The following is a 20,219-nucleotide window of genomic DNA, read 5'->3' on the forward strand; positions in this document are numbered from 1 at the left end:
CAAATGAAGGTAATCTCAGTGCCATGAGTTCTGATGTCTCCCCGTGCTCCCGTCGTCGTTTCCTCCTGGGAACTGCCGCCACTGCAGCTGGCGCACTCGTAGCCGCTTGTGCACCAAAGTCTGCGGTGGAGAAAGTTGACGCTGCCGACATTCCGGTTGGCGGCGGTGTGGTTATCGGCAATTACGTCGTCACGCAGCCGGAGGAGGGCAAGTTCGCCGCTTTCTCCAGTTCGTGCCCGCACCAGAATGGTCGCATCACTGAGGTCAGCAATGGTGTGATGATTTGCCCGAACCACAACTCCCACTTTGATATTGCTACTGGTCAGGTTGTTTCTGGCCCCTCACGTAAGCCCGCTGGCCAGGCTCCGCTGTCGGCCGATGGCACTGAGCTGATTGTGGGTCAGAAGTAGATTCCGGAAGCAGATTCATGGTCGGCGGGTTCAAGGCCTAAGAGATCTAGTCCCGCCGGTGCCAGCTGGAATCGCAGCGGGCGGCGGCTCGTGGGCATTGCCAATCCTGCCGCCTCTAACTCGGCGAGATACTTTCGCGCTGTCCGCTTTTCCTTGCCGACGGTGTCAGCGACGTGTTCGAGCTTGATTCCATATTCGGGCCCGAACAACCGAACCTGTGCCAGGACGTATAGCGTGCCAATCTCGTTTCCTGTAAGCGACACAGGCAGCACCCGCTCGGGCGAGTTAGATAGCTCAGCTATCCGCTGTTCAAGCCTTTCGCACTGGTAAGACTTCATCTGCAGCTCTTCCAGCAAATACTGCTGTGCATTCAGAATGACATCAGCCATCGCCTCGACGAAGAAAGTGACTTCTCCCCGGTTCATTGGGTCTTCCGTAGTGGTAAAAGCCTTGTAATACTTCGCTTTATCCTCAGCGAGTTGGCGGGAAATAGTCAGCGCAGTTGAGGTCGAGAGTGCCTCCCGCAAAGCCACGGACAGTAGAAAACGTCCCATCCGGCCGTTGCCGTCATAAAACGGGTGAACGAATTCGAACATGAAATGGCTTGCCAAGATTCGAATCAGCCGATTGTCCTCTGCGGAATTCACCGTTGCCAGGAACTCATTGAGGAGTTGGTGAATGGCAGCTTCGCTTTCAACACCTCGATGAACCTGTTGTTGCCCATCGGTAATCGTGACCGTTGCTGCCCTGAAGAGTTCACCGTCTAACTCATCTTCGGCGGCAATCTCATCGCCGAGAAGCTGATCGTACTGCTGACGGATTTCTGTGAGCGTTGTCGGAAACTCAATCCGCTCATCGTTGGCCAACCGGAAATAGAGCTGACTGAATTCATGGAAGCGCTTGTGCTGGGTTCCCGAAGTGTTGTCCAACGCCTCCGCGACTTCTCGCCGTGTGGAGTGAATTCCCTCAATTTCATTGGTGGCTACCACCTCGGTCAGGAGCAGATTGAAAAGATAGTGAGTCCGCGCGGCATCCGGCAGGCGATTCCACAACTGTGAGATCTGTAGCTCTAGAGACAGAATCTTTTCAATCTTGGCCGCGAGATCGCTTGTAATGCAGCAAAAGAGCGGCCACTGCCCCAGCGGAAAGTGCCACTGAATCGTCGACGGGGAGTCTTTGCGTGACTGGTATTCGCCTTCCAATGTCTGTTCCGCATCATGTGCGGACATGTGGAAGATCCTCTTAAGCGGATAGTGCTTCACGGCGAGCTCCCTTCTTTCCCCGGCGTTCTTTACATGATGCTTTTTACATATAGTGCCCTAAAAACTAACCCTTAATGTAAAAAATCACTGTTTTTTACATTAAGGGTTCTTTACGCGGTGCCTAAATGCGCTATGTTGCCGATATTGCCCCTACCGCCGCGGCTTCAGCCCCGCCACAGCACACGCGCCCGCGACGAAGGACAGCGCCACCAGCCACGGAATCAGCCCTGCCCACTCAAAGCGGCTGAACACCATCCCGGATACCCAACCGACAATGGACGAACCCGCATAGTAGCTGAACAGGTACATCGATGACGCCTCGGCGCGGTCGCGCTGCGCCACCAGCCCCACGCCGGACGAGGACAGCGAGTGCGCCACGAAGAACGATGCCGTGAATACAAGCACGCCCACAACCAATGTGGGCAGCCACGGCAGCAGCGCCAGCCCCAAGCCCACGCACGCGGCCAGAGTCGCAATGGCGATGAGGCGACGGCGGCTCACCGTCTTCGCCCACACGCCCGCGCGTGCCGACGACCACGTGCCCGACAGGTAGAGAATAAATACGAACCCTGCCAGTGCCGGGGAGAGCCCGAACTTATCGCCCAGTCGGAAGCCCAGGTAGTTGTACAGAGAGACAAACGACCCCATAAACAGGAACGCCAGGGCGCACAGCGCGAGAATGCGCGGGTCGCGCAAGTGCCGCGCTATGGCCTGCCCCTCCCCTGCAAACGACAGCTGCTTCGGCTGGAACCTACGCTGTTGCGGCAGGAAGTACCAGGTCAGAATGGCGAAAACAAACGCCACCGTCGCTGAGACCGCAATCGCCATCCGCCAAGAGGCGAACTCCAGCACAATGGACGGAATAATACGGCCGAGCAGACCACCGACCGTCGTGCCCGAGATATACAGCCCCATCACGCGACTGACGTGGTCGGCGTGGACTTCCTCACTGACATAGGCCATAGCCACTGCGGGAACACCGGCAATGACAATGCCCTGCAGCAGGCGCAGCGCAATCATCGAACCGATGCCCGGCGCGATTGACACCACGAGCCCCAGCAGCGTTGCCACAAATGCGCTGATGACGATTACGCGCCTGCGTCCAAAGCGTTCGGACAATATGGACACCGGGATAATCGCACAGGCCAGACCACCGGTGGTGGCGGATACCGTCAGTGCGGCGGTGGCTGGGTCGACCGATAGCTCGTCGGAAAGCGTGGGCAGTAGCGCCTGCGTTGCGTAGAGCGCTTGGAACGATGCCAGGCCGGCGAAAAGCACAGCGATAAGCGCGCGGCGGAATCCGGGATCTTCTGGCCGCAGTCCTTCGATCTGTTCGGGGTTTTCGTTAGCGCTAGTCACTTGTCCTACGTTAGCCCTCCCTCCAAACCCCTCGCTGAATACACCAAACCAAAAAACCTTTTTAATTCGCCCGCGGTATCGCTTTCGTTTTATTAGTTTCGTAGGCATGACTACTTCTTCCGCACAGCCACAGGGTCGCAATCACGACCGCGAGTACGACATTGTCGTCTACGGTGCCACGGGTTTCGTGGGCCGCTTGATTGTGGACTATCTGGCTAAACACGCCGGTCAGACAAAGGTGGCGCTCGCAGGTAGGAATGCTCAGAAGCTTGCCGACGTCGCGGAGAACGCAGGCGTATCGGACTGGCCGGTCATTGTTGCGGATGCCGCCGACCAGCAGGCGGTGGCACAGCTTGCTGCCAGCACAAAGGTGGTGTTGACCCTTGTTGGACCGTACGCAAAGTACGGCCGCACCCTGGTGGCCGAGTGTGCCAAGGCCGGTACTCACTACGTCGACCTGTGTGGCGAGGTGCTGTTCGTCCACGACTCCATTGCAAACAACCACGAGGTAGCGCAGCAGACCGGAGCTAAAATTGTTCACTCCTGCGGCTTCGACTCGATTCCCTCCGACGTCGCTGTCCGCGAGCTCCACGAAGCAGCTCACACCAAGCTCGGTGAGACAACCCTGCTGTTCAAGCACGTCAAGGGTGGCGTCTCCGGCGGCACTATCGATTCGGTCCGCGTTCAGCTTGAACAGGCCAAGAAGGATCCCAAGCTGCGTCGCATCATCGCCGATCAGTACGCGCTGGCTGAGCCGGGACCCGACCAGGGTAAGTTCGGCGTCGACCTGCGCCCGGCGCGCTTCCGCAGCCACTGGCGAGCCCCCTTCTTCATGTCGCCTTTCAACACCCGCATTGTTCAGCGCTCAGCGATGCTGGCGGATTACGGTGATTCCTTCCGCTACCGCGAACTACTCAATGTCGGCCGCGGTCCGAGGGCTTTCGTGCGCGCGAATGCTTTCGCAGCTGTCTGCAGGTTGGCGCTGGCGGCGATGGCATTTGGGCCGACGGCCAAGCTCATTGATAAAAAACTACCGAAGCCGGGCGAGGGCCCGAGCGCTGAAGCACAGGCCGAGGGCCGCTTCACCATCGAGGCCTACACCGTCGATACCTCCGGCATTCACTGGCGTTCCAAGGTGTCCCTTGAGGAAGACCCAGGGTACACAGGCACCGCGATTATGATTTCCAGCGCCGCCCTCGCGCTCGTCCACGACGATCTGCCGGACACCACTGGCGTGCTCACTCCTACTGTCGCGCTTGGCGACGCCCTGTCCCGCCGTCTCCGCGCTGGCGGCATGACCATTGAGACGGTGCAGGCTCGATGATTGGTGGCCTGACCGGTGCTTTTGCGAATCTCACCCGCGGACCGAAGCTGCCGAGTGTAGGTGGTGGCCGTGCGTTAGTGACCGGCGCTTCCTCCGGCATCGGCTGGGCATGCGCGGAGGCACTGGTCAAGGCCGGTTTCGAGGTCGTTGGCACGTCCCGCAGAGGCGCCGATGCGCCGCACCCCGAGGGCGTGCAGATGGTGGCGCTCGACATGTCCAGCGCTGACGATATCGCCGCTGTGGTCGCTCACGGGCCTTACGACGTCGTCGTCGCCAACGCCGGTGAGAGCCAGTCGGGCGCTTTCGAGGAGCTACCCCGCGAGGCGCTTGAGCGTCTCTTCCAGGTCAATGTTCTGGGGCAGGTGGAGCTGTTACAACAGCTGCTGCCCGGCATGCGTGAGGCCGGTCGTGGCCGAATTGTGCTGGTGGGCTCGATGCTCGGCGGGTTACCGCTGTCCTACCGTTCTTCCTACGTGGCGACCAAGGCCGCTATCCGCGGCTTTGGACTCTCGCTGCGCGGTGAAGTCGCGCAGTTCGGTATCGGCGTGACCGTTGTCGAGCCGGGTTCCATAAACACCGGTATTTCTGCACGTCGGACGACATATAGCGATGAGGGTTCCGTTTACGCTGCTGATGTCCACCGCATGCTGACGAAGTTGAATGCCAACGAGGAAGGGGGCATTCCCGCTTCCGAGATTGCGGAGGTAGTGATGCGCGAGGTGGCCGCCGAACGACCCTTGGCCCTGGTGGCGCGGGGTCGTCGGCAAGCGTGGCGGTGCCCTTCATGCGGCGGATCCCGACGCAAGCGATGTTGACCATCATGCGCCGGGTGCACGGGCTGCGGTGAGTTAATCGGCGTGCTATTCAGCGATAGCGCGCATCTCGACGGCCTGCGCACACGCCTCCGCAGCTTCGTGGGCTAGGTTGATAGCCTCTTGCTCATCTGCGACTTGGACAATCCAAAAAGCCGACGGGAACGTCATCGCGTTGTAATACGGCAAATCGCTATGTGAACCATCCGGCAGCACCGTCATGGCATCCTCTGGCGGAACCAGCCCGCCGGACATAACCCAGTGGCCTTCGTCCTGCAGCTTCTGATTGAAGCGTCCGATTCGTTCAAAGGCAGCGTGCATTTCCTCATCAGAGTCATACGCGTTGATATCTCTGCGGCCATGGACCGTGAAAAAGTACTGCACACCAAGCTCCTGAGTTTCGTTTTGCTAAGTGTAACAGATTGGATGGGGTTGGCATTGGGGAATTTTTGGGGAATTTTGGCTTTGGTCGCTGGTTACCCTTTGACCGGGGTGGTACTACAGGTGGTACTATCAAAGATGTGGGGGACAAAATAGAAAAAATTCTTACATCTATGCGCGCTTCAAACGCCAACGTTTCTTACCAAGATCTGAAGAAGGTCTGCGACTTTTACTTCGAACGACGCCCTTCGCGCGGGGGCGATCATGAAACATACAAAACACCGTGGCGCGGCGACCCTCGAGTCAACATTCAAAACCGAAATGGGAAAGCTAAGCCCTACCAGGTCAATCAAGTACTAGCCGCCATCGACAAACTTCTACTCGAAGGAAAATAACAATGTCTTATCCTGCTGAAAAGTACACCTACCAGGTCTTCTGGTCAGAACCTGATCAAGAATATGTGGCGACGGTACTGGAGTTTCCTTCACTGTCGTGGGTAGCTGAAAACTCGTCGGAAGCGGAACAAAAACTTCGAGACCTCGTTACTGAGGTTCTTATGGATATGGAAGCCTCCGATGAAGCAGTCCCAGAGCCCTTCGGTCACCGTTCCTACTCGGGGCGATTCAACGTCCGAATCCCCAGTTCACTGCACCGGAAACTGGCAATGGCAGCTGCCCGCGAAGGAGTCTCGCTCAATACTTACGTAGCGCAGACACTCGCAGGCGCTGCATAGGTTTTGATCGGGCGTTTTGCGGGCAGGGCCTAGTTTTGTTCTTTCGCCAATTCCTGTTTCGCAGTGGCGGCTCGCTGTGCCCTGATCTCCGCTACCTGCTGCTTGCGGGTATTGAACCCCATGCGCCACGGGGCGGCTAGACCTGACTCGGGGGCATGCGGGTTATCGCGCCAAGATTTGCCCTCGTTGTAGGCCTGCGCGCCCTCGCGGTATGCGGCAGATTGCTCGGCAAAGGTTGGGTACAGCTGTTCAGCAGCCTGTCTGGCCTGCGCACCGACAGCCTTCATTTTCGCGCGCAGATCCTTGATTTTGTCCTGAATCTTTTTGTTGTAGCGTTCCTGCTGCTCTGCAATATCGACGAGTGCCTGCTGCTCGGTGATGGGGTCGAACGGGGCTTGGCCTGCCTTGTCGTAGGCTTCCTTAGCACGCGGGGTGCGCTCCCAATCACGCAAAGACGGGTTATAAACGCACCAATCTTCCTGGCCGTCGTCTTTGTAGATACTGCCGTTGTGATTCCAGTACTTCGTCATGCGTTTACCCTTCTGAGTGTTTCTGTGGGTCTTACTACGCCGTTAGGTACAGGGAACCCGAAGGCGACAGAACCTACACTAACCTCTCCGGAGCTTCCGCCAGGCCCAATCAATAATCACGAAGCCAACGAGCGTCACACCGAACAGTGGTGCAACTACCGAGTAGGCAATCAACAGCGCCACAACAGCCGCTGCGACACCCGGGCGAATATCTCGCCAGCGCGTTGGCGCCGGGAATCTGCCCGGACGACCACCGCGACCGCGCCCAAACCACATGGCGTAGCCGCGCACAATCATCGCCAGCAGAGCAACACCGATCAGTGCCAGGACCAGCTGATTCACCCACCCGAACAGGATTCCCATGTGCGCGTTAATCAGCCATTCGGTCAGCTTTGCCGGCAGCGGCCAGTCCGCAAAATGAATCCGGTCAACCATCGCTCCGGTCGACCCGTCAACGGTGACGGTCTCAATGCCCATCCGCCATTCCTCGCGGGCTTCCTTGGCCATCCACACTGTGCCAGCTTCCGGTGGTGTCAGTTCGACTTTCCCGGACAGCCCCTCGGCACGTGCGAGGTTCATAACACTATCCGCCTCTGACCATTCATAATTCGCTGGAGCAGTCGCAGTCACAGCTGGTTTCGGCGCGTACCAGTCCATCGTCTCACGTAGCTTTGCGATGCCGGTTCCAGCCACCCACGACCACGTCAGGCCGGTGACGGTCAGGAACAAAAGTCCAACGCTGACCGCCACACCAACATTCGCGTGACGACGCATATGATGCGCCCTCTTACTTGTTCCCTGTGTCCGCTTGCGGCGCGAACGGTCCCACCAGAGCCAGAGGCCACCAATAGCCAGTGCGCCCATCCAGGATGCTGCTGTCTCAGAGTAGAGGCGACCAAAGTTGCTATCAATCCAGAGCCTGCGGTGCCCTTCCGAGATCCAGGCCCGCAGTGGCAGCGCCGCCGAGGAACCGTATTGCACCAGGTCACCCTTGATGCTCAAGTCGCCTGGGTCGACGAACACCGCATGTCGGTAGGACTCCGACTTCAACTGCTCATCATTGAACATGACTCGCGTTGTCTGCCCCGGCTTTTCCGGGACCTGCACTGCGGTCACCGGCAGCTCAGGATGCACGCGCTGCGCGACCTCAACCTGCTTTTCCAGAGGCTGTGCGGGAAGGCTTGAAGTTGCAGTTAGTTCTTCGTGGTAAACCACCTTTTCTATGCTCGGAGCGAGGGCATATGCCACGCCTGTGATAGCTGCAATAACGAGTAGCGGCGCAACGAGGATGCCTGCAACGACATGGATTCGGTGCAGTAATGCTCGTGGTCCACCATTTTTCTGAGTCTGTGCGACGGGGTTTGCGGCTGGCGTTCCAGCGGCATCGCCTGTGGCTATTGAAGTCATGCTCTATTAGTCGGACGAACCGTCTCACTTGTTCCCCAGCAAGCTCACTTTTATTAACTTCCAGGGGTAACCATTTGGCCACGCGCCCCGTTGAAGGCCACCTCGTGCGCAACTATTCGTCGTAAAGCCCGCGTACCCTCGAACACATGGCTTATCCAGACGTGTACCACGCCAATGACAACCGCTATGAAACGATGCCGTACAACCGCTCCGGCGACACGGGGCTAAAGCTTCCAGCCATTACGCTGGGACTTTGGCATAACTTTGGTGATGACCGGCCGCTCGAGACGCAGCGTGAAATCCTGCGCACCGCGTTCGACCACGGCGTCACGCACTTCGATCTCGCCAACAATTACGGCCCACCACAGGGCTCTGCGGAGGCGAATTTCGGTCGCATCATGGCCAAGGATTTCGCTCCCTACCGCGATGAAATGATCATTTCCTCCAAGGCCGGTTGGTACATGCAGGATGGCCCCTACGGCTTCGGCGGCTCGCGGAAATACCTCGTGGCCAGCTGCGATGCCTCGCTGAAGCGCATGGGCCTGGATTATGTGGACATTTTCTACCACCACCGGCCCGACCCGGATACGCCTATCGAGGAAACCGTCGCCGCCCTCGACTTCCTCGTCCGCTCGGGACGCGCGCTCTACGTCGGCGTGAGCTCCTACTCCCCCGAGCTCACTCGCCGTGCGCAGAAAATCGCGCGTGAGCTGGGCACTCCGTTGACTATTCACCAGCCGAGCTACTCCATGTTCAACCGTTGGATCGAGGACGAATTGCTGGAGACCTGCGCCGACGAAGGCATGGGCGTCATCGCCTTTTCCGCGCTTGCGCAGGGTCTTCTCACCGACCGATATCTGGATGGCGTGCCGGAGTCCTCGCGTCTCGGCGCGCACAAGATGAACTCGGGGTTCCTCAACGACGACACGCTCACCGCCATCCGTGAGCTCAACGCCATTGCTTTACGACGAGGCCAGTCCCTGGCACAGATGGCCATCTCGTGGGTTCTCCGCCGTGACGAAGTGACCTCCGCCCTAATTGGGGCATCGTCGGTGGAACAGCTGAAAAACAGCCTCGGCGCCCTGGACGCTGCGCCGTTTAGCGATGAAGAACTCGCGGAGATCGACAAGTGGGCCGTCGACCGCGGAATCAATCAGTGGCAGGGCGCTACGGAGTCTGTATAGCCGGCAGCACATACTCAATCAGCTCATCAATCTGTTCTTCCGCATCCCGTTTAGAGGTGCGGAAGTTGATGCTGACGTGATTGATGCCGAGCTGTCGCTGGGAGTGCAGCAGTTCGATGAGCTTGTTGCGGCCAAGGCGGTACCCGAAGTGGCCACCCTGCGCGAGCGCGTCGGGGTCTTCATGCAGGTCGATCCACAGTGATTCCAGGAAGGGTTTGAACACGTCCTCACCACACTCTTGTGCCACCGCTTCCTGCCAGTTGGCGATGTTCTTCTTCTGCATTTCCAAACCCTTGTGGTACATGAACCACCCGTCGGTATGCGCGGCCTTCCACTCCAGGCTCTGCTGACAGGAGCCGGTGGCCAACAGCGGAACTCGGCGTGCCAGCGGCTTGGGCACCACATCGGATCCGCCCATCTTGCCCTCGGACCACCGGATAGGCCGGTCACTGGTGCTGAGGGCCTTTTCATAGACCTCGATATGCTCGCGGAAACGCTCACCGCGCTTGCCTTTGTCCTGGTTAAAGGCGGGGAACTCCTCGGGTCGATCGCCGGTGGCAACGCCGAAGAGGAAACGGCCGTCGGAAAGCCTGTCCAGCGTGGCCGCGCGCTTAGCCATCACCAACGGATGCTGAAAAGGCACAACGATTGCGCCGGTGCCGAGCGCTATGTCGGTGGTGTGTGCGGCGATGTAGCTGAGGTACATCCAGGGGTCGTAGACCTGGCCGACGTCGCCGAATGTTTCCACACGCAGCGGGATGTCGCGCGCCCACACTGCCGCGATGCCTGCGCGTTCGGCTTTCTGAATCAGCCGAATCTGATTGCTCAGCACGTCCTTGGGTTCGGCTTCGGCGTCCTGTTCGATGGGCAGGCTGAGACCCACAGTGAGTCGGCCCGGCGCGAATGTGCGCTGGTAACCGGGTAGTTCGTCAATGGGCTTGTCCGAAAGATCAAACAGCGAGCTCATGGTGTTTAACGGTAGTACAGCTTGAGCCACGGCACTCGCAGTTAAACTGGGACCATGCTTGAGGATGCCATCATCGTCGGAGGCGGCCAAGCTGCCCTCGCTACCGCCTACTACCTGCACAAACACGACATTGATCCGCTCATTCTGGACAATCAGTCGGCTCCCGGCGGCTCCTGGCGCAATGTCTGGCCCTCAATGACGCTCTTTTCCACCCCGGGTTTCTCCAACCTTCCGGGCATCCAGATGCCCGATTATGACGGCTTCCCGCCCGCTTCCCATGTGATTGATTACCTCAGCTCCTACGAAAAGCGCTACGAACTGCGCGTTCAGCGCCCGGTTAACGTTACCCACGTCACCCACGACGGCACCTTCCACCTCACCAGCGATGCCGGAGACTTCGAGTCCCACCAACTCATCGCCGCCACCGGCAACCGCCCCTTCGTCCCCCACTACCCCGGCACGACCTCCGCAAAACAGTGGCATTCGGCCAATTACCCAGGCCCCGAGCCATTCGAAGGCTCCCGCGTTGCCGTTGTCGGCGCGGCGAACTCCGGCGCCCAAATCGCCGCTGAACTGATACTTTCCGGTATCGACACCACCTGGTTCACCCGCCACGAACCGCGCTGGATGCCCGACGACGTCGACGGTCGCGTCCTGTTCGAACGCAACCGTCAGCGAGCACTCGCCATCGCACGTGGCGAACTCGACCCCGGCCCCTCCGACAGTATCGGCGACATCGTTGTCCTGCCGTCCGTCCGCAAAGCCCGCGACTCCGGTGCCCTCACCTGGACACCCATGTTCTCTTCGCTTGACGACGTCCACGCGGACCACCTCATTTGGTGCACCGGTTTCCGCCCCGCGCTCAGCCCCTTCCGCAGCGTCGACTCCGACCTCATCGAGTTCGTCGGCTACGGCGACTGGGTTGGCCCCGGTGCAGCCACGATTATGGGTGTTGGCCCCTTCGCTAAGCGCGCGGCTGAGCGGGTGGCTGCTCGACTGTCAGCATGATCTGCATCAACATCATGTCCAACCAACGCCCGTTCTTTGTCCCTACCTGAGGCAATAGCCCAACACGCTGGAAACCATACTTTTCGTGCAGCGCAATCGACCCCTCGTTGCTGCCGTCGATCGCTGCCACCAAAACGTGCTTCCCGCCTCACGAGCAGCATCAATGGTCACCGGTAGAAGCGTCCCGCCAATGCCCCGGCCCTGAAAGCTCGGATGTACATAGATGGAGTTTTCCACTGTGTACCGAAACCCGTCGAAGTCACGAAAGTCACTAAAGGTGGCATCTCCAGCGACTTCGTCGTCAAGCGTGGCGACGAAAACCGGGTAATCCTTGTCCCAGTGCACCTCCATCCATGCAATGCGATTCTCCACGCTGACCGTGTCATCGTTCCAGATGGCGACGGTGTTGATCACGGCCTCGTTGTAAATCTCCGCGATTGCCTCGGCGTCCTCCCGCGTTGCTTGCCGAATAATCATGGTTTTGCCCCGTTTTCTGCGCTGGTTTCTGCACTCCGCCTTTATAGATGCGAGATTATCAAGCTTCCGGTTTCGAACGGGTGTTTTATTTATATTTTTCCGCAACCCTCCATACGTCACCCGCAAACAACCTGGTAGCAAACGCTTTTATGGTCAGCCGACATCTACAAAAACCATTCAAAATCTCTCATCATTTCTCTTTACAAAGCAGAACGGCACCTGTACGATAGCAAGTAAGTTCGAAAGAAAACCGACAACCATTGGAACACCAGGGGGATCCAATGAAGTCCGAACAAGTACCCGAACCATATTGGGCTCATGAGAATCCCGAAGATGAGCTCTCAGCACTCGCGCGGGCTACCAACCGCACCCACCTTGAGTTGATTGAAGCCTGCTGCCCTGCAGGCGATGATGACGTTGAAAACCATGCCGCTCGCATCAGCGTTCGCCTGGGAATCACCCGCAGTGAAGCACTGCGTATCTGTGACATTGGCCTATTGCTGGAGAAAATGCCTCAGCTAGCGGCCTACGCCCGGGAAAGCTGCGCATTATCTGTGCGGCAACTCGGCATCATTGCACATGGCGTGGTCGGCATCGAGCCTGATCAAATACCCGATGCGGAAAAGAAAATTCTGGCATTGGTCACGCCACGGAAACGTCGTCAAGCAATGATCGGACCTCGCACGCTCACTACCAAAATTGGTGATATTGCTGCGGACTTGGATGACCGTGCTCGCGCCGACGGCACAATTCCCACTATTACCGATACGGAATCGGTAACTCTGGTGGAACGTCCCGACAGCTACTCCCAAATCATTCTCACGCTGCGCCCGGACCGCGCCTATTTCGCCATGTGCGCAATTGAAACGGTCTTCCGCGCGAATGAAGAAATGACGCAGGCGGATGCATTTGTGGAACTAATCCACCAACGCACCGATGCGGAGGTTGTGCTCAATGTTTTCCGCGAGCACCACAGTGATGACGCCTGGCTGGACGGCGCCGGCTGGCTCGGCGCGCTGGTCACGGAAGAGTGGATGCAAAAGGTGACGCATGTCCGCCTCTCAGCAGACAGCGCCACCAATGGTTACCGCCCAACCCCAGCGCAGGTCGCCCGCGTTCACGGTCGTGACGGCACGTGTCGCTTCCCCGGCTGCGAAGTCCCAGCGTACAAGTGCGATATTGACCATATCGCACCGTACAACCAGGAAGACCCCGAAGCCGGTGGCCCCACCGACACACAGAATCTGCACTGCCTATGCCGGAAGCACCACAACCTGAAAACCCACAAGCTCTGGGATATCACGGCTTATGAGGACGGCTCAGAGGTGTGGTCCTCTGCCGACGGCGTTACCGCGGCGACCGTCCCGGCCGGACCGTTAGCCGGGTTCGGGCGACAGACGTTTGACAAGCGCGCTACTCAGAAGACGAAAGCACGCCATGACCACTACATGAAGTGGTGGCTGTCATTCGCGGCGGTGCCAGATCTAGTCTTTGATGATGGGGAGGATTAACCCAGCGGGCCACCGCAGTTCGGCCATGCGCCAGCACCCTGGGAGGCAAGCACGCGCTCGCCAATCTCAATCTGCTGCTCCTTGGTGGCCTGGTCAGCCGTTGGTGCGTACTGGTCACCGCCGTGGCCGCTCCAGGTCTGCTGCGAGAACTGCAGTCCGCCGTAGTAGCCGTTACCGGTATTGGTCTGCCAGTTTCCGCCGGACTCACATGCCGCAACCTGATCCCAGGCGCTGACTGATGCAGCGTTAGCGGCGGCGGTCGGGGCAGCAATCATGCCTGCTGCCACGGCGGCGGATGCGATGAACTTACCGGAAAAACGCATAAGCAGAGAACACTCCTAAAGGGTTGACTTTTCTCTTGGCCGACCAACCTACGCGCACCCTCCCCCACCCTGTCAACCCGTATCCTGGAAAGCATGTCCGTGGCAGATGTCGTCCGCAAAACCGAGAGAAGAATCAACGCGCTGGCCGCCAAGCGTTCCAAAAACGCTGGTTGGGAACCGGAAATCATCGGATTCACCGGGTACGGAAATGCAGAGCGCGTTCGCGTACTCGGCCGTGTCCTTATGAAGGATCCGGCCAAAAAACGAGACGAAGAACGAAACAAAAAACGCGGGTTTTGGCAGTTCTTTACCGTCGAACTCGCGGACTTTCCCGTCACCATCACTGCCGGCAATCGCACGGTGGAAACCACCGCGGATAGCAACGGCTACATCGAGGTGCTGATTCGGAATCACGGCCTCGAACCCGGCTGGCACGAGATCACCATCAACGACACTCCCGCAGAGGCCCTCATCCTCTCCCCGGAAACCAAATACGGCATCGTCTCCGATATTGATGACACTGTTTTGGTCACCATGCTGCCGCGCACCCTCATCGCCGCCTACAACTCCTGGGTCAAAGAGACAGACGAGCGCAAAGCCGTCGCTGGCTTCAGCGAGTTCTATGCGCAACTTCGCCGTCGTTACGCGAGCAAAACCGATGAGGACACGGACGTTCCCGTCATCTACCTTTCCACCGGCGCATGGAACACCTTCGGCACACTAAAAAAGTTCCTGCACCGCAACAACCTGCCGAAGGGCCCGCTACTGCTCACCGATTGGGGGCCAACGCCCACTGGCCTGTTCCGCTCGGGCAAGGAACATAAGAAGGTGCGACTGCGGGACCTGTTTATTGACTTCCCCGAAATCAACTGGATTCTCGTCGGTGATGACGGCCAATACGACCCGCTCATCTACGGCACAGCCGCGGCGGAGCATCCTGATAAGGTCGCGGCAATCGCAATCCGCAACCTCACTCCCAGCGAGCACGTGCTCTCCCACGGCACCGCAGTGCCAATTGAAAAACTGGAGAACAAGGAGGTTCCATTCATCGAGGGTGCCCACGGCTTTAAGCTGCTCAAACAAATCGACCAACTGCCGCAACCATGATCTACCTCCGCCAGGCCCGTATTCACGATGATGCCGAGCTCCCGGCTTACGTCGTAAAGCTCGCGTTGCCCTTCCCCATGGCCTTCACCACGCCGATTACCATCTTGACCGGCGAAAACGGCAAGGGAAAGTCGACGGTGCTGGAGGCGTTGGCGTCGGCGATGGGGGTCGACACGGACGGCGGCTCGCGGTTTAAAACGCAGGAGCGCACCTCTCCGATTCCGCTCGCGCTGACCAAGCGCAATCCCCCGGATACGTTCTTCTTTCGCGGCGACGCGCACCTGAACCTCGCGCGTTTCTACGCATCGATCGGCAGCCTCCCCGGCGGTGACGGCATGGCGGACCTCACCCAGATGAGTCACGGCCAATCCATCATGGCGCTGGCCAAACGTCGCTTCGGTGCTGAATCACTGATCTTCCTCGACGAACCCGAGGCCGGACTGTCGGTACTGCGCCAGCTTGAACTCCTCGGCCGTCTCGGCGCGCTTGCAGAAGCCGGCGCACAGATTATCATGGCGACGCATTCCCCCATCCTGCTCGCCGCACCGGAAGCAACGATCATTTCGCTTGACGACGCCGACACCACCCACTTCGAAGACACCCTCGCGGTACGGGCGACCAGGGATTTCCTAGCCGATCCCGTCGGCATCGCTGACTACATGGTGGAGCGTTTTACTTCGGATTCTTAAGCCCCAGCGATGCCACGACGCCCACGGCCGACAGCGCCACCGGCAGCCACATGGCATCACTCATGGCGGTGGTGAAGTCGCCACGGTTGCTGCTGAGCGCCGCCGCCATGACGGTGGCAATCAGCGCGCTTCCCAGCACACTGCCGATCTGGCGGATGGTGTTGTAGACACCGGAGGCAGCACCGGCGAGGGACGGGTCGATGTTGCGGGTGGCAGCCGTCGACAGCGTGCCCCAAATAAACGCGTTTGCCACACCGAATGCGGCGCCCGGCAGTAGCAGCCACAGCACGGAGAGGTCCTCGTGGATGAGGTAGTGAAACCCGAGCATGCCTACCAGCGAGGACCCAAAACCGATCAGCGCGAACTGGCGGAACTTCAGCCGGTCCAGCATTCGCCCAGTCCACGGCGCCATGACACCGGAAATGAGCGCCTGCGGCACGAGCAGTAGTGAGGCTTGGATGGTCGATAGGTCGCGAGCATTCTGAGCGAAGAGGATAATCGGGAAACCAACCGCGACCACCAGCGCTCCCATCACGGCAATCGCCAGCGAGGAGATGGTGAAGTTGCAATCCTTAAAAAGGGACAGCGGCATCAGCGGTTCGGCCGTCGTCTTGCTCTCCCACACAGTGAACAGGCCAAGAACCACCACACCGGCGGCAATCAGTGCCCAGATCCAACCGGTCCAGCCGGCACTCTCCCCCTCCTGAATGCCGAAGACCAGCAGGAACATACCAATCGCGCTGAGCACAACGCCCAGATAGTCAATCTTGTTGCGGTGCGTCTCAAAGGTCGGTAGATAGCGAAACGCAAAAACGAGCCCGATCAGGCCAATCGGCACATTAATGAGGAAAATCCAGCGCCAACTCAGCAGCTCAATCAACACGCCACCAGCCAGCGGCCCCGTCAGCGAGGCAATTCCGGCCGCCGCGCCCCACAGCCCCATCGCCGCACCGCGATGCGCCGGCGGAAACATCTGCGTAATCAGCGCCATCGTCTGCGGCGTCAACAGCGCGGCCCCCAGTCCCTGCACCACGCGGGCAATGATCAGCATGCTTAACGACGGCGCCAACCCACACGCCAGCGACGCCAACACGAAGATAACCAGGCCCGCTACATAGGTGTGCTTGACTCCCCAGAGGTCACCGAGCCTGCCGGTAATAAGCAACGGCACCGCATAGGCCAGCAAATAACCACTGGTCACCCACATGACCTGGTTGAGCTCACCGCCCAGTTCATGCTGGATGGTGTTAATACCAACGGTGACAATGGTGGCGTCGACCAGAATCATGAAGAAGCCGAGCAATACGGTCCACAGCGCTGGCCACGCCTTTTTGGGATCAAACTGAGTATTCAAATCTGTAGCCACTCGGAGTCATGTTAGTTGATGGCACAGTAAAATCCAGACCATGGCTGTTCAGCATATGACCGACGAAACCATCGCCGAGTTCTTCGCCGACCACCTCTCGCGCGTAGATGATGACATGCAGCGCGCGGTGGCTCTCGAGGTGCTCGAGTGGGTCCACGAAAAGTATCCTGAACTGGGCGTTCGAATCGCCTGGAGCCAGCCGATGTTCACCCTTGATGGCACGTTCATTATCGGCTTCTCCTACGCCAAGAAGCACATGGCGATTGCCCCGGAGCGCGCAGGTATTGAAAAGTTCGCCGACGAGTTCGATGCCCGCGGCCTCTCCTACGGCAAAATGATGGTCCGCTTCCCCTGGCCAAAGGACGGCAAGGCCGAGTCCATGCCGCTGGACCTGCTTGCCAAGATGATCGAGTTCAACATGGAGGACAAGCGTGGCATGACCACGTTTTGGCGGTAGGAAGGTCTCCGTCGAATTTAGTGGCTAGCCCGAAACCACGCTGTCCAGAATCATCGCTGCATCAACAAATCTCTCGGGATGGGGACCCGCGAAGTTCAGGCGTAAATACGGGCCGATTTCCTCGGAGGGAAACCAGTCCCGTCCTGGCGCAACTATCAGTCCGCGTCCTTCGCAACGTTCGGCAACCTCTTGGGGGTCTATGCCATCGGGAAGCCTGCACCACAAGTTGAGTCCTCCTTGAGGCACGTGTGGAGTTTCCACCGACGGCGCATATCTGGATAAAGCTTCAAGCAAATCATTTCGTCGCTGTCGTAGTGCGACCTGCATATTTTTGAGGTGCGTCGCGTACGCACTTTGCTTGACGACGTCCAGCGCCACGGCCTGCAGAATTCCACTGGTGTACAACGCTTCGGCTGAAACTTCTGCGAGTATCCGCTGAAGAACCGGCCCCTTGGCAATTACTGCCCCTACCCGAACTGCAGGCGAAATCACCTTTGTCAGCGATCGCAGATAGATGACATGCCCTTCGGCATCATCCGCCGCTATCGGAACATCAGGTGCGTCGAATGCGAAATCATGTGCCCAATCGTCCTCAATGAGGAAAGCGTTGAACGCTCTTATGATTTCAATAATTGTTTTACGACGAGCTGTCGACCACCGTTTCCCATGAGGGTTACCGAACGTGGGTTGACCATAAAAAGCTCGTGCAGAACTCGTTCGTAGCAGCCTCTCCAGACTCTCGGGAATTGGCCCCTCATCATCACTTTCCACTGGTAGTAGAGAAATCCCAGCCTGCCGAGCAGCCAGGATTGCACCCCAATATGAAGGCGACTCAATGATGAGTTCCTTCGGTGAAATGGCACGAAAAATGGCACCGAGCCCGCTCTGTGTGCCTGGAACAATAACCACATCGCGCTCATTTGCCCGTACCAGTTGCGAAGCAAACCACTGCCGCAGTTCTGCCATCCCCCGCACCGGTGCTCGTCGATAGGCATCGTGCGATTTACTGACTCTGGTAAGCGCTCTTCGTACCAAGTTCGTTGGCAGCAGAGATTCATCCGGATAACCGGAATGCAGACTGATTGCCTCATCGGTGGAAGCTCTCTGGGTGGCGGCCAGAACCCTTCCGGTATTGGGCTGAGGTCCCAGCGCTCCGACTTGCCAGCTAAAGTCCGCCCGTGGGAGTTGTTGGCGATGCCTGACGAATACCCCCACGCCGACTCGCACTTCCACCAGTCCGCGGGTAGCCAGTTCGTGGATAGCGTTTCGCACTGTCACCGGGCTAACCGAATACGACCGTGTTATTTCACGGCTGGATGGCAGCTTTTCTCCGGCTTTGTGTTGCGCAATCCACGTTTCCAGCTCGCCGACCAACATAGACGTGCTACTGTTAACCATGAATATACATAGTAGCGCTATCGTATCGAAGCGCGCAGTGCTATCCTGCCCAATCCATTTTTCGCATCACCTCGACAATGTTCTCTATGACCTGCGCGGACCAATTCAGGACAAGGCCGACGAGCTACAGCGTCAGGGCGTAAAGGTCATTCCCCTCAATGTCGGAAATCCTGCCCCATTCGGCTTCCGGCCATCTGCAGAGGTACTTTCCGCTATGCACCGTGGCCTCGAGGAAACTTCTGGATACTCAAATTCCCTCGGCCTGAGTGACACCCGTCAGACTGTCGTGGACTACTACTCGCAGAATGAGGACTTCCCCGCCCTCGATAGCGATCACGTTCTCGTCGGAAATGGTGTCTCGGAGCTGGTAAACCTATGTCTACAAGCTCTCATCAACGACGGTGATGAGATCCTCATCCCCTCACCCGACTATCCACTCTGGACCGCATCCACCACCCTCGCCGGCGGAGTCCCCGTGCACTATCCCTGCCTAGAAGAAAATAATTGGCAGCCAGACGTCGATGACATACGCGAGTCCATCACAGCCAAAACTCGGGCGATTGTCATCATCAATCCAAACAATCCCACAGGCACCATCTACTCACCGGAGACTCTCTCCCAGATTGCCCAGCTCGCACGTGAGCACAATCTAGTGCTGCTTTCCGACGAAATCTACGACCGCATTGTGTACCCTGGAGCCTCATTCACTCCAACAGCTTGCCTAGCGCAGGATGTCCCCTGCTTAACGTTCTCCGGCCTTTCCAAGACGCATCGCTTGGCCGGATTGAGAGCTGGATGGGTGACTGCAACTGGATTTCGCGAACAGGACACCCTGTTTAAAGGAATTCGACTACTGGCCTCAATGCGGATGTGCGCCTCAATTCCGGCCCAGCACGCGATTGCTGCCGTGCTGGGCAAAGAACACAGCATCGACAATTTAGTACGACCCGGTGGCCGCCTCTTCGAACAAAAAGTTGCTGCCACTACAGCACTCAGCAAGATTCCCGGAATCTCGTTCATCGAGCCGCAAGGGGCGCTGTACATTTTCATTCGACTAGACGGCAATATTTACGAAATTGATAAGGATGAGGACTTCGTTCTCTCGTTTCTGGAAGCAGAACACATTCACATCGTCCAAGGCAGCGCTTTCAATGTGAAAGGCGGGACATATGTCCGGATTACTTTTCTTCCTGAGGTCGAGACAATGGAACATTTCGCCGCTCGCTTCGCAGCTCACCTGGAGAAGTACGCTAAGCGCTAGCCCCCACCTACATCGCTAAATCCGCCAGGGCATCCTCATCAATAATGGCCGTCCATCTTCGACCCGCGCAGGTATTGAAAAGTTCGCCGACGAGTTCGATGCCCGCGGCCTCTCCTACGGCAAAATGATGGTCCGCTTCCCCTGGCCAAAGGACGGCAAGGCCGAGTCCACGCCGCTGGACCTGCAAACCAAGATGATTGAGTTCAACATGGAAGACAAGCGCGGGATGACCAAGTTCTGGCGATAGGTCGGG

23 protein-coding genes and 1 pseudogene are annotated in these 20,219 nt (G+C 58.3%); 13 read left to right on the forward strand and 11 right to left on the reverse strand.

The features are described from left to right. Positions 1-23 precede the first annotated feature (23 nt). The gene (locus HMPREF3011_RS10375) at positions 24-410 is read left to right on the forward strand and encodes a Rieske (2Fe-2S) protein (RefSeq protein ID WP_016421777.1); all 387 of its coding nucleotides are present in this window, start codon (positions 24-26) and stop codon (positions 408-410) included. Here the strand turns inward: HMPREF3011_RS10375 and HMPREF3011_RS10380 are convergent. Continuing rightward, positions 401-1,639: a Fic family protein gene (locus HMPREF3011_RS10380; protein ID WP_239393049.1), complete on the reverse strand. Its 1,239-nt coding sequence runs from the start codon at positions 1,637-1,639 to the stop codon at positions 401-403. The two genes, HMPREF3011_RS10375 and HMPREF3011_RS10380, sit on opposite strands and share 10 nt — an antisense overlap. A gap of 183 nt (positions 1,640-1,822) precedes the next feature. Further along, on the reverse strand, positions 1,823-3,031 hold the full coding sequence (locus tag HMPREF3011_RS10385; RefSeq protein ID WP_049181226.1) for an MFS transporter: 1,209 nt from the start codon (positions 3,029-3,031) through the stop codon (positions 1,823-1,825). 106 nt (positions 3,032-3,137) lie between these two features. Between HMPREF3011_RS10385 and HMPREF3011_RS10390 the strand changes: the two genes are divergently transcribed. Continuing rightward, positions 3,138-4,355, forward strand: coding sequence for a saccharopine dehydrogenase family protein (locus HMPREF3011_RS10390; protein WP_038627174.1), 1,218 nt, complete (start codon positions 3,138-3,140; stop codon positions 4,353-4,355). Next, positions 4,352-5,202, forward strand: a pseudogene (locus HMPREF3011_RS10395) (SDR family NAD(P)-dependent oxidoreductase). The gene HMPREF3011_RS10390 and the pseudogene HMPREF3011_RS10395 overlap by 4 nt, the downstream one beginning before the upstream one ends. 13 nt (positions 5,203-5,215) lie before the next feature. On the opposite strand, the gene HMPREF3011_RS10400 reads toward HMPREF3011_RS10395, so the two are convergent. Beyond that, on the reverse strand, positions 5,216-5,551 hold the full coding sequence (locus HMPREF3011_RS10400) for a YciI family protein (protein WP_038627170.1): 336 nt from the start codon (positions 5,549-5,551) through the stop codon (positions 5,216-5,218). Between the two features lie 38 nt (positions 5,552-5,589). Here HMPREF3011_RS10400 and HMPREF3011_RS11680 point away from each other — a divergent pair, with 38 nt between their 5' ends. Together HMPREF3011_RS11680 and HMPREF3011_RS10410 are read left to right on the forward strand one after the other, a co-directional pair. Next, on the forward strand, positions 5,590-5,943 hold the full coding sequence (locus HMPREF3011_RS11680; RefSeq protein ID WP_316247734.1) for a hypothetical protein: 354 nt from the start codon (positions 5,590-5,592) through the stop codon (positions 5,941-5,943). 2 nt (positions 5,944-5,945) lie between these two features. Further along, complete coding sequence (locus HMPREF3011_RS10410; RefSeq protein ID WP_038627166.1) at positions 5,946-6,281, forward strand: type II toxin-antitoxin system HicB family antitoxin; 336 nt, start codon at positions 5,946-5,948, stop codon at positions 6,279-6,281. A 29-nt stretch (positions 6,282-6,310) separates the two neighbouring features. On the opposite strand, the gene HMPREF3011_RS10415 is transcribed toward HMPREF3011_RS10410, so the two are convergent. Beyond that, entirely contained in the window at positions 6,311-6,811 is a 501-nt protein-coding gene (locus HMPREF3011_RS10415) for a hypothetical protein (protein ID WP_049181225.1), read from the reverse strand. 78 nt (positions 6,812-6,889) lie between these two features. Next, the gene (locus HMPREF3011_RS10420) at positions 6,890-8,218 is read right to left on the reverse strand and encodes a PepSY-associated TM helix domain-containing protein (RefSeq protein WP_049181224.1); all 1,329 of its coding nucleotides are present in this window, start codon (positions 8,216-8,218) and stop codon (positions 6,890-6,892) included. Positions 8,219-8,364: 146 nt separating this feature from the next. Between HMPREF3011_RS10420 and HMPREF3011_RS10425 the strand changes: the two genes are divergently transcribed. Further along, a complete protein-coding gene (locus tag HMPREF3011_RS10425) occupies positions 8,365-9,402 on the forward strand; it encodes an aldo/keto reductase (RefSeq protein WP_016421770.1) in 1,038 nt (345 codons plus the stop codon). Here HMPREF3011_RS10425 and HMPREF3011_RS10430 read toward each other — a convergent pair. Next, positions 9,386-10,369, reverse strand: a complete 984-nt coding sequence (locus HMPREF3011_RS10430) for an LLM class oxidoreductase (RefSeq protein WP_016421769.1) — start codon at positions 10,367-10,369, stop codon at positions 9,386-9,388. The two genes, HMPREF3011_RS10425 and HMPREF3011_RS10430, sit on opposite strands and share 17 nt — an antisense overlap. Positions 10,370-10,423: 54 nt before the next feature. On the opposite strand from HMPREF3011_RS10430, the gene HMPREF3011_RS10435 reads away from it, so the two are divergent. Next, complete coding sequence (locus tag HMPREF3011_RS10435; protein WP_049181223.1) at positions 10,424-11,377, forward strand: NAD(P)-binding domain-containing protein; 954 nt, start codon at positions 10,424-10,426, stop codon at positions 11,375-11,377. Here the strand turns inward: HMPREF3011_RS10435 and HMPREF3011_RS11685 are convergent. Further along, positions 11,334-11,498: a GNAT family N-acetyltransferase gene (locus tag HMPREF3011_RS11685; protein WP_311199636.1), complete on the reverse strand. Its 165-nt coding sequence runs from the start codon at positions 11,496-11,498 to the stop codon at positions 11,334-11,336. The genes HMPREF3011_RS10435 and HMPREF3011_RS11685 overlap by 44 nt on opposite strands. Further along, positions 11,420-11,854: a GNAT family N-acetyltransferase gene (locus tag HMPREF3011_RS10440; protein WP_371440768.1), complete on the reverse strand. Its 435-nt coding sequence runs from the start codon at positions 11,852-11,854 to the stop codon at positions 11,420-11,422. Before HMPREF3011_RS10440 ends, HMPREF3011_RS11685 begins: the two co-directional genes overlap by 79 nt. Before the next feature lie 281 nt (positions 11,855-12,135). On the opposite strand from HMPREF3011_RS10440, the gene HMPREF3011_RS10445 reads away from it, so the two are divergent. Beyond that, on the forward strand, positions 12,136-13,365 hold the full coding sequence (locus HMPREF3011_RS10445) for an HNH endonuclease signature motif containing protein (protein ID WP_049181222.1): 1,230 nt from the start codon (positions 12,136-12,138) through the stop codon (positions 13,363-13,365). On the opposite strand, the gene HMPREF3011_RS10450 is transcribed toward HMPREF3011_RS10445, so the two are convergent. Then, positions 13,362-13,688 carry a transglycosylase family protein gene (locus tag HMPREF3011_RS10450; protein WP_005511827.1) on the reverse strand — a complete coding sequence of 109 codons (327 nt, stop codon included), beginning with the start codon at positions 13,686-13,688 and terminating at the stop codon, positions 13,362-13,364. The two genes, HMPREF3011_RS10445 and HMPREF3011_RS10450, sit on opposite strands and share 4 nt — an antisense overlap. Before the next feature lie 93 nt (positions 13,689-13,781). Between HMPREF3011_RS10450 and HMPREF3011_RS10455 the strand changes: the two genes are divergently transcribed. Then, positions 13,782-14,795 (forward strand): App1 family protein, encoded by a 1,014-nt coding sequence (locus tag HMPREF3011_RS10455; RefSeq protein WP_049181221.1) that lies wholly within the window; start codon positions 13,782-13,784, stop codon positions 14,793-14,795. Further along, positions 14,792-15,484: an AAA family ATPase gene (locus HMPREF3011_RS10460; protein WP_049181219.1), complete on the forward strand. Its 693-nt coding sequence runs from the start codon at positions 14,792-14,794 to the stop codon at positions 15,482-15,484. The genes HMPREF3011_RS10455 and HMPREF3011_RS10460 overlap by 4 nt, the downstream gene beginning before the upstream one ends. Here HMPREF3011_RS10460 and HMPREF3011_RS10465 read toward each other — a convergent pair. Further along, positions 15,468-16,850 (reverse strand): DHA2 family efflux MFS transporter permease subunit, encoded by a 1,383-nt coding sequence (locus HMPREF3011_RS10465; protein ID WP_070841505.1) that lies wholly within the window; start codon positions 16,848-16,850, stop codon positions 15,468-15,470. The two genes, HMPREF3011_RS10460 and HMPREF3011_RS10465, sit on opposite strands and share 17 nt — an antisense overlap. A 40-nt stretch (positions 16,851-16,890) precedes the next feature. Here HMPREF3011_RS10465 and HMPREF3011_RS10470 point away from each other — a divergent pair, with 40 nt between their 5' ends. After that, complete coding sequence (locus HMPREF3011_RS10470; protein ID WP_038627139.1) at positions 16,891-17,307, forward strand: iron chaperone; 417 nt, start codon at positions 16,891-16,893, stop codon at positions 17,305-17,307. A gap of 24 nt (positions 17,308-17,331) precedes the next feature. On the opposite strand, the gene HMPREF3011_RS10475 is transcribed toward HMPREF3011_RS10470, so the two are convergent. After that, positions 17,332-18,705, reverse strand: coding sequence for an aminotransferase-like domain-containing protein (locus tag HMPREF3011_RS10475; RefSeq protein ID WP_070586031.1), 1,374 nt, complete (start codon positions 18,703-18,705; stop codon positions 17,332-17,334). Here HMPREF3011_RS10475 and HMPREF3011_RS10480 point away from each other — a divergent pair. Continuing rightward, positions 18,704-19,966: an aminotransferase class I/II-fold pyridoxal phosphate-dependent enzyme gene (locus HMPREF3011_RS10480; protein WP_070559946.1), complete on the forward strand. Its 1,263-nt coding sequence runs from the start codon at positions 18,704-18,706 to the stop codon at positions 19,964-19,966. The two genes, HMPREF3011_RS10475 and HMPREF3011_RS10480, sit on opposite strands and share 2 nt — an antisense overlap. 124 nt (positions 19,967-20,090) lie before the next feature. Next, entirely contained in the window at positions 20,091-20,213 is a 123-nt protein-coding gene (locus HMPREF3011_RS11595) for a hypothetical protein (protein ID WP_255463556.1), read from the forward strand. The last annotated feature ends 6 nt before the right edge of the window (positions 20,214-20,219 follow it).

The sequence above is a fragment of the Corynebacterium sp. HMSC074C04 genome, assembly GCF_001838295.1.
Taxonomy (GTDB): Bacteria; Actinomycetota; Actinomycetes; order Mycobacteriales; family Mycobacteriaceae; genus Corynebacterium; species Corynebacterium amycolatum.

Bases quoted from the DNA above. Each gene is read 5' to 3' on its own strand.
- HMPREF3011_RS10375 (WP_016421777.1), top strand. From the start codon at position 24: ATGAGTTCTGATGTCTCCCCGTGCTCCCGTCGTCGTTTCCTCCTGGGA.
- HMPREF3011_RS10380 (WP_239393049.1), bottom strand. From the start codon at position 1,639: ATGTCCGCACATGATGCGGAACAGACATTGGAAGGCGAATACCAGTCA.
- HMPREF3011_RS10390 (WP_038627174.1), top strand. From the start codon at position 3,138: ATGACTACTTCTTCCGCACAGCCACAGGGTCGCAATCACGACCGCGAG.
- HMPREF3011_RS10410 (WP_038627166.1), top strand. From the start codon at position 5,946: ATGTCTTATCCTGCTGAAAAGTACACCTACCAGGTCTTCTGGTCAGAA.
- HMPREF3011_RS10415 (WP_049181225.1), bottom strand. From the start codon at position 6,811: ATGACGAAGTACTGGAATCACAACGGCAGTATCTACAAAGACGACGGC.
- HMPREF3011_RS10420 (WP_049181224.1), bottom strand. From the start codon at position 8,218: ATGACTTCAATAGCCACAGGCGATGCCGCTGGAACGCCAGCCGCAAAC.
- HMPREF3011_RS10425 (WP_016421770.1), top strand. From the start codon at position 8,365: ATGGCTTATCCAGACGTGTACCACGCCAATGACAACCGCTATGAAACG.
- HMPREF3011_RS10430 (WP_016421769.1), bottom strand. From the start codon at position 10,369: ATGAGCTCGCTGTTTGATCTTTCGGACAAGCCCATTGACGAACTACCC.
- HMPREF3011_RS10435 (WP_049181223.1), top strand. From the start codon at position 10,424: ATGCTTGAGGATGCCATCATCGTCGGAGGCGGCCAAGCTGCCCTCGCT.
- HMPREF3011_RS10440 (WP_371440768.1), bottom strand. From the start codon at position 11,854: ATGATTATTCGGCAAGCAACGCGGGAGGACGCCGAGGCAATCGCGGAG.
- HMPREF3011_RS10445 (WP_049181222.1), top strand. From the start codon at position 12,136: ATGAAGTCCGAACAAGTACCCGAACCATATTGGGCTCATGAGAATCCC.
- HMPREF3011_RS10450 (WP_005511827.1), bottom strand. From the start codon at position 13,688: ATGCGTTTTTCCGGTAAGTTCATCGCATCCGCCGCCGTGGCAGCAGGC.
- HMPREF3011_RS10455 (WP_049181221.1), top strand. From the start codon at position 13,782: ATGTCCGTGGCAGATGTCGTCCGCAAAACCGAGAGAAGAATCAACGCG.
- HMPREF3011_RS10460 (WP_049181219.1), top strand. From the start codon at position 14,792: ATGATCTACCTCCGCCAGGCCCGTATTCACGATGATGCCGAGCTCCCG.
- HMPREF3011_RS10470 (WP_038627139.1), top strand. From the start codon at position 16,891: ATGGCTGTTCAGCATATGACCGACGAAACCATCGCCGAGTTCTTCGCC.
- HMPREF3011_RS10480 (WP_070559946.1), top strand. From the start codon at position 18,704: ATGAATATACATAGTAGCGCTATCGTATCGAAGCGCGCAGTGCTATCC.
- HMPREF3011_RS10475 (WP_070586031.1), bottom strand. From the start codon at position 18,705: ATGGTTAACAGTAGCACGTCTATGTTGGTCGGCGAGCTGGAAACGTGG.
- HMPREF3011_RS11595 (WP_255463556.1), top strand. From the start codon at position 20,091: ATGATGGTCCGCTTCCCCTGGCCAAAGGACGGCAAGGCCGAGTCCACG.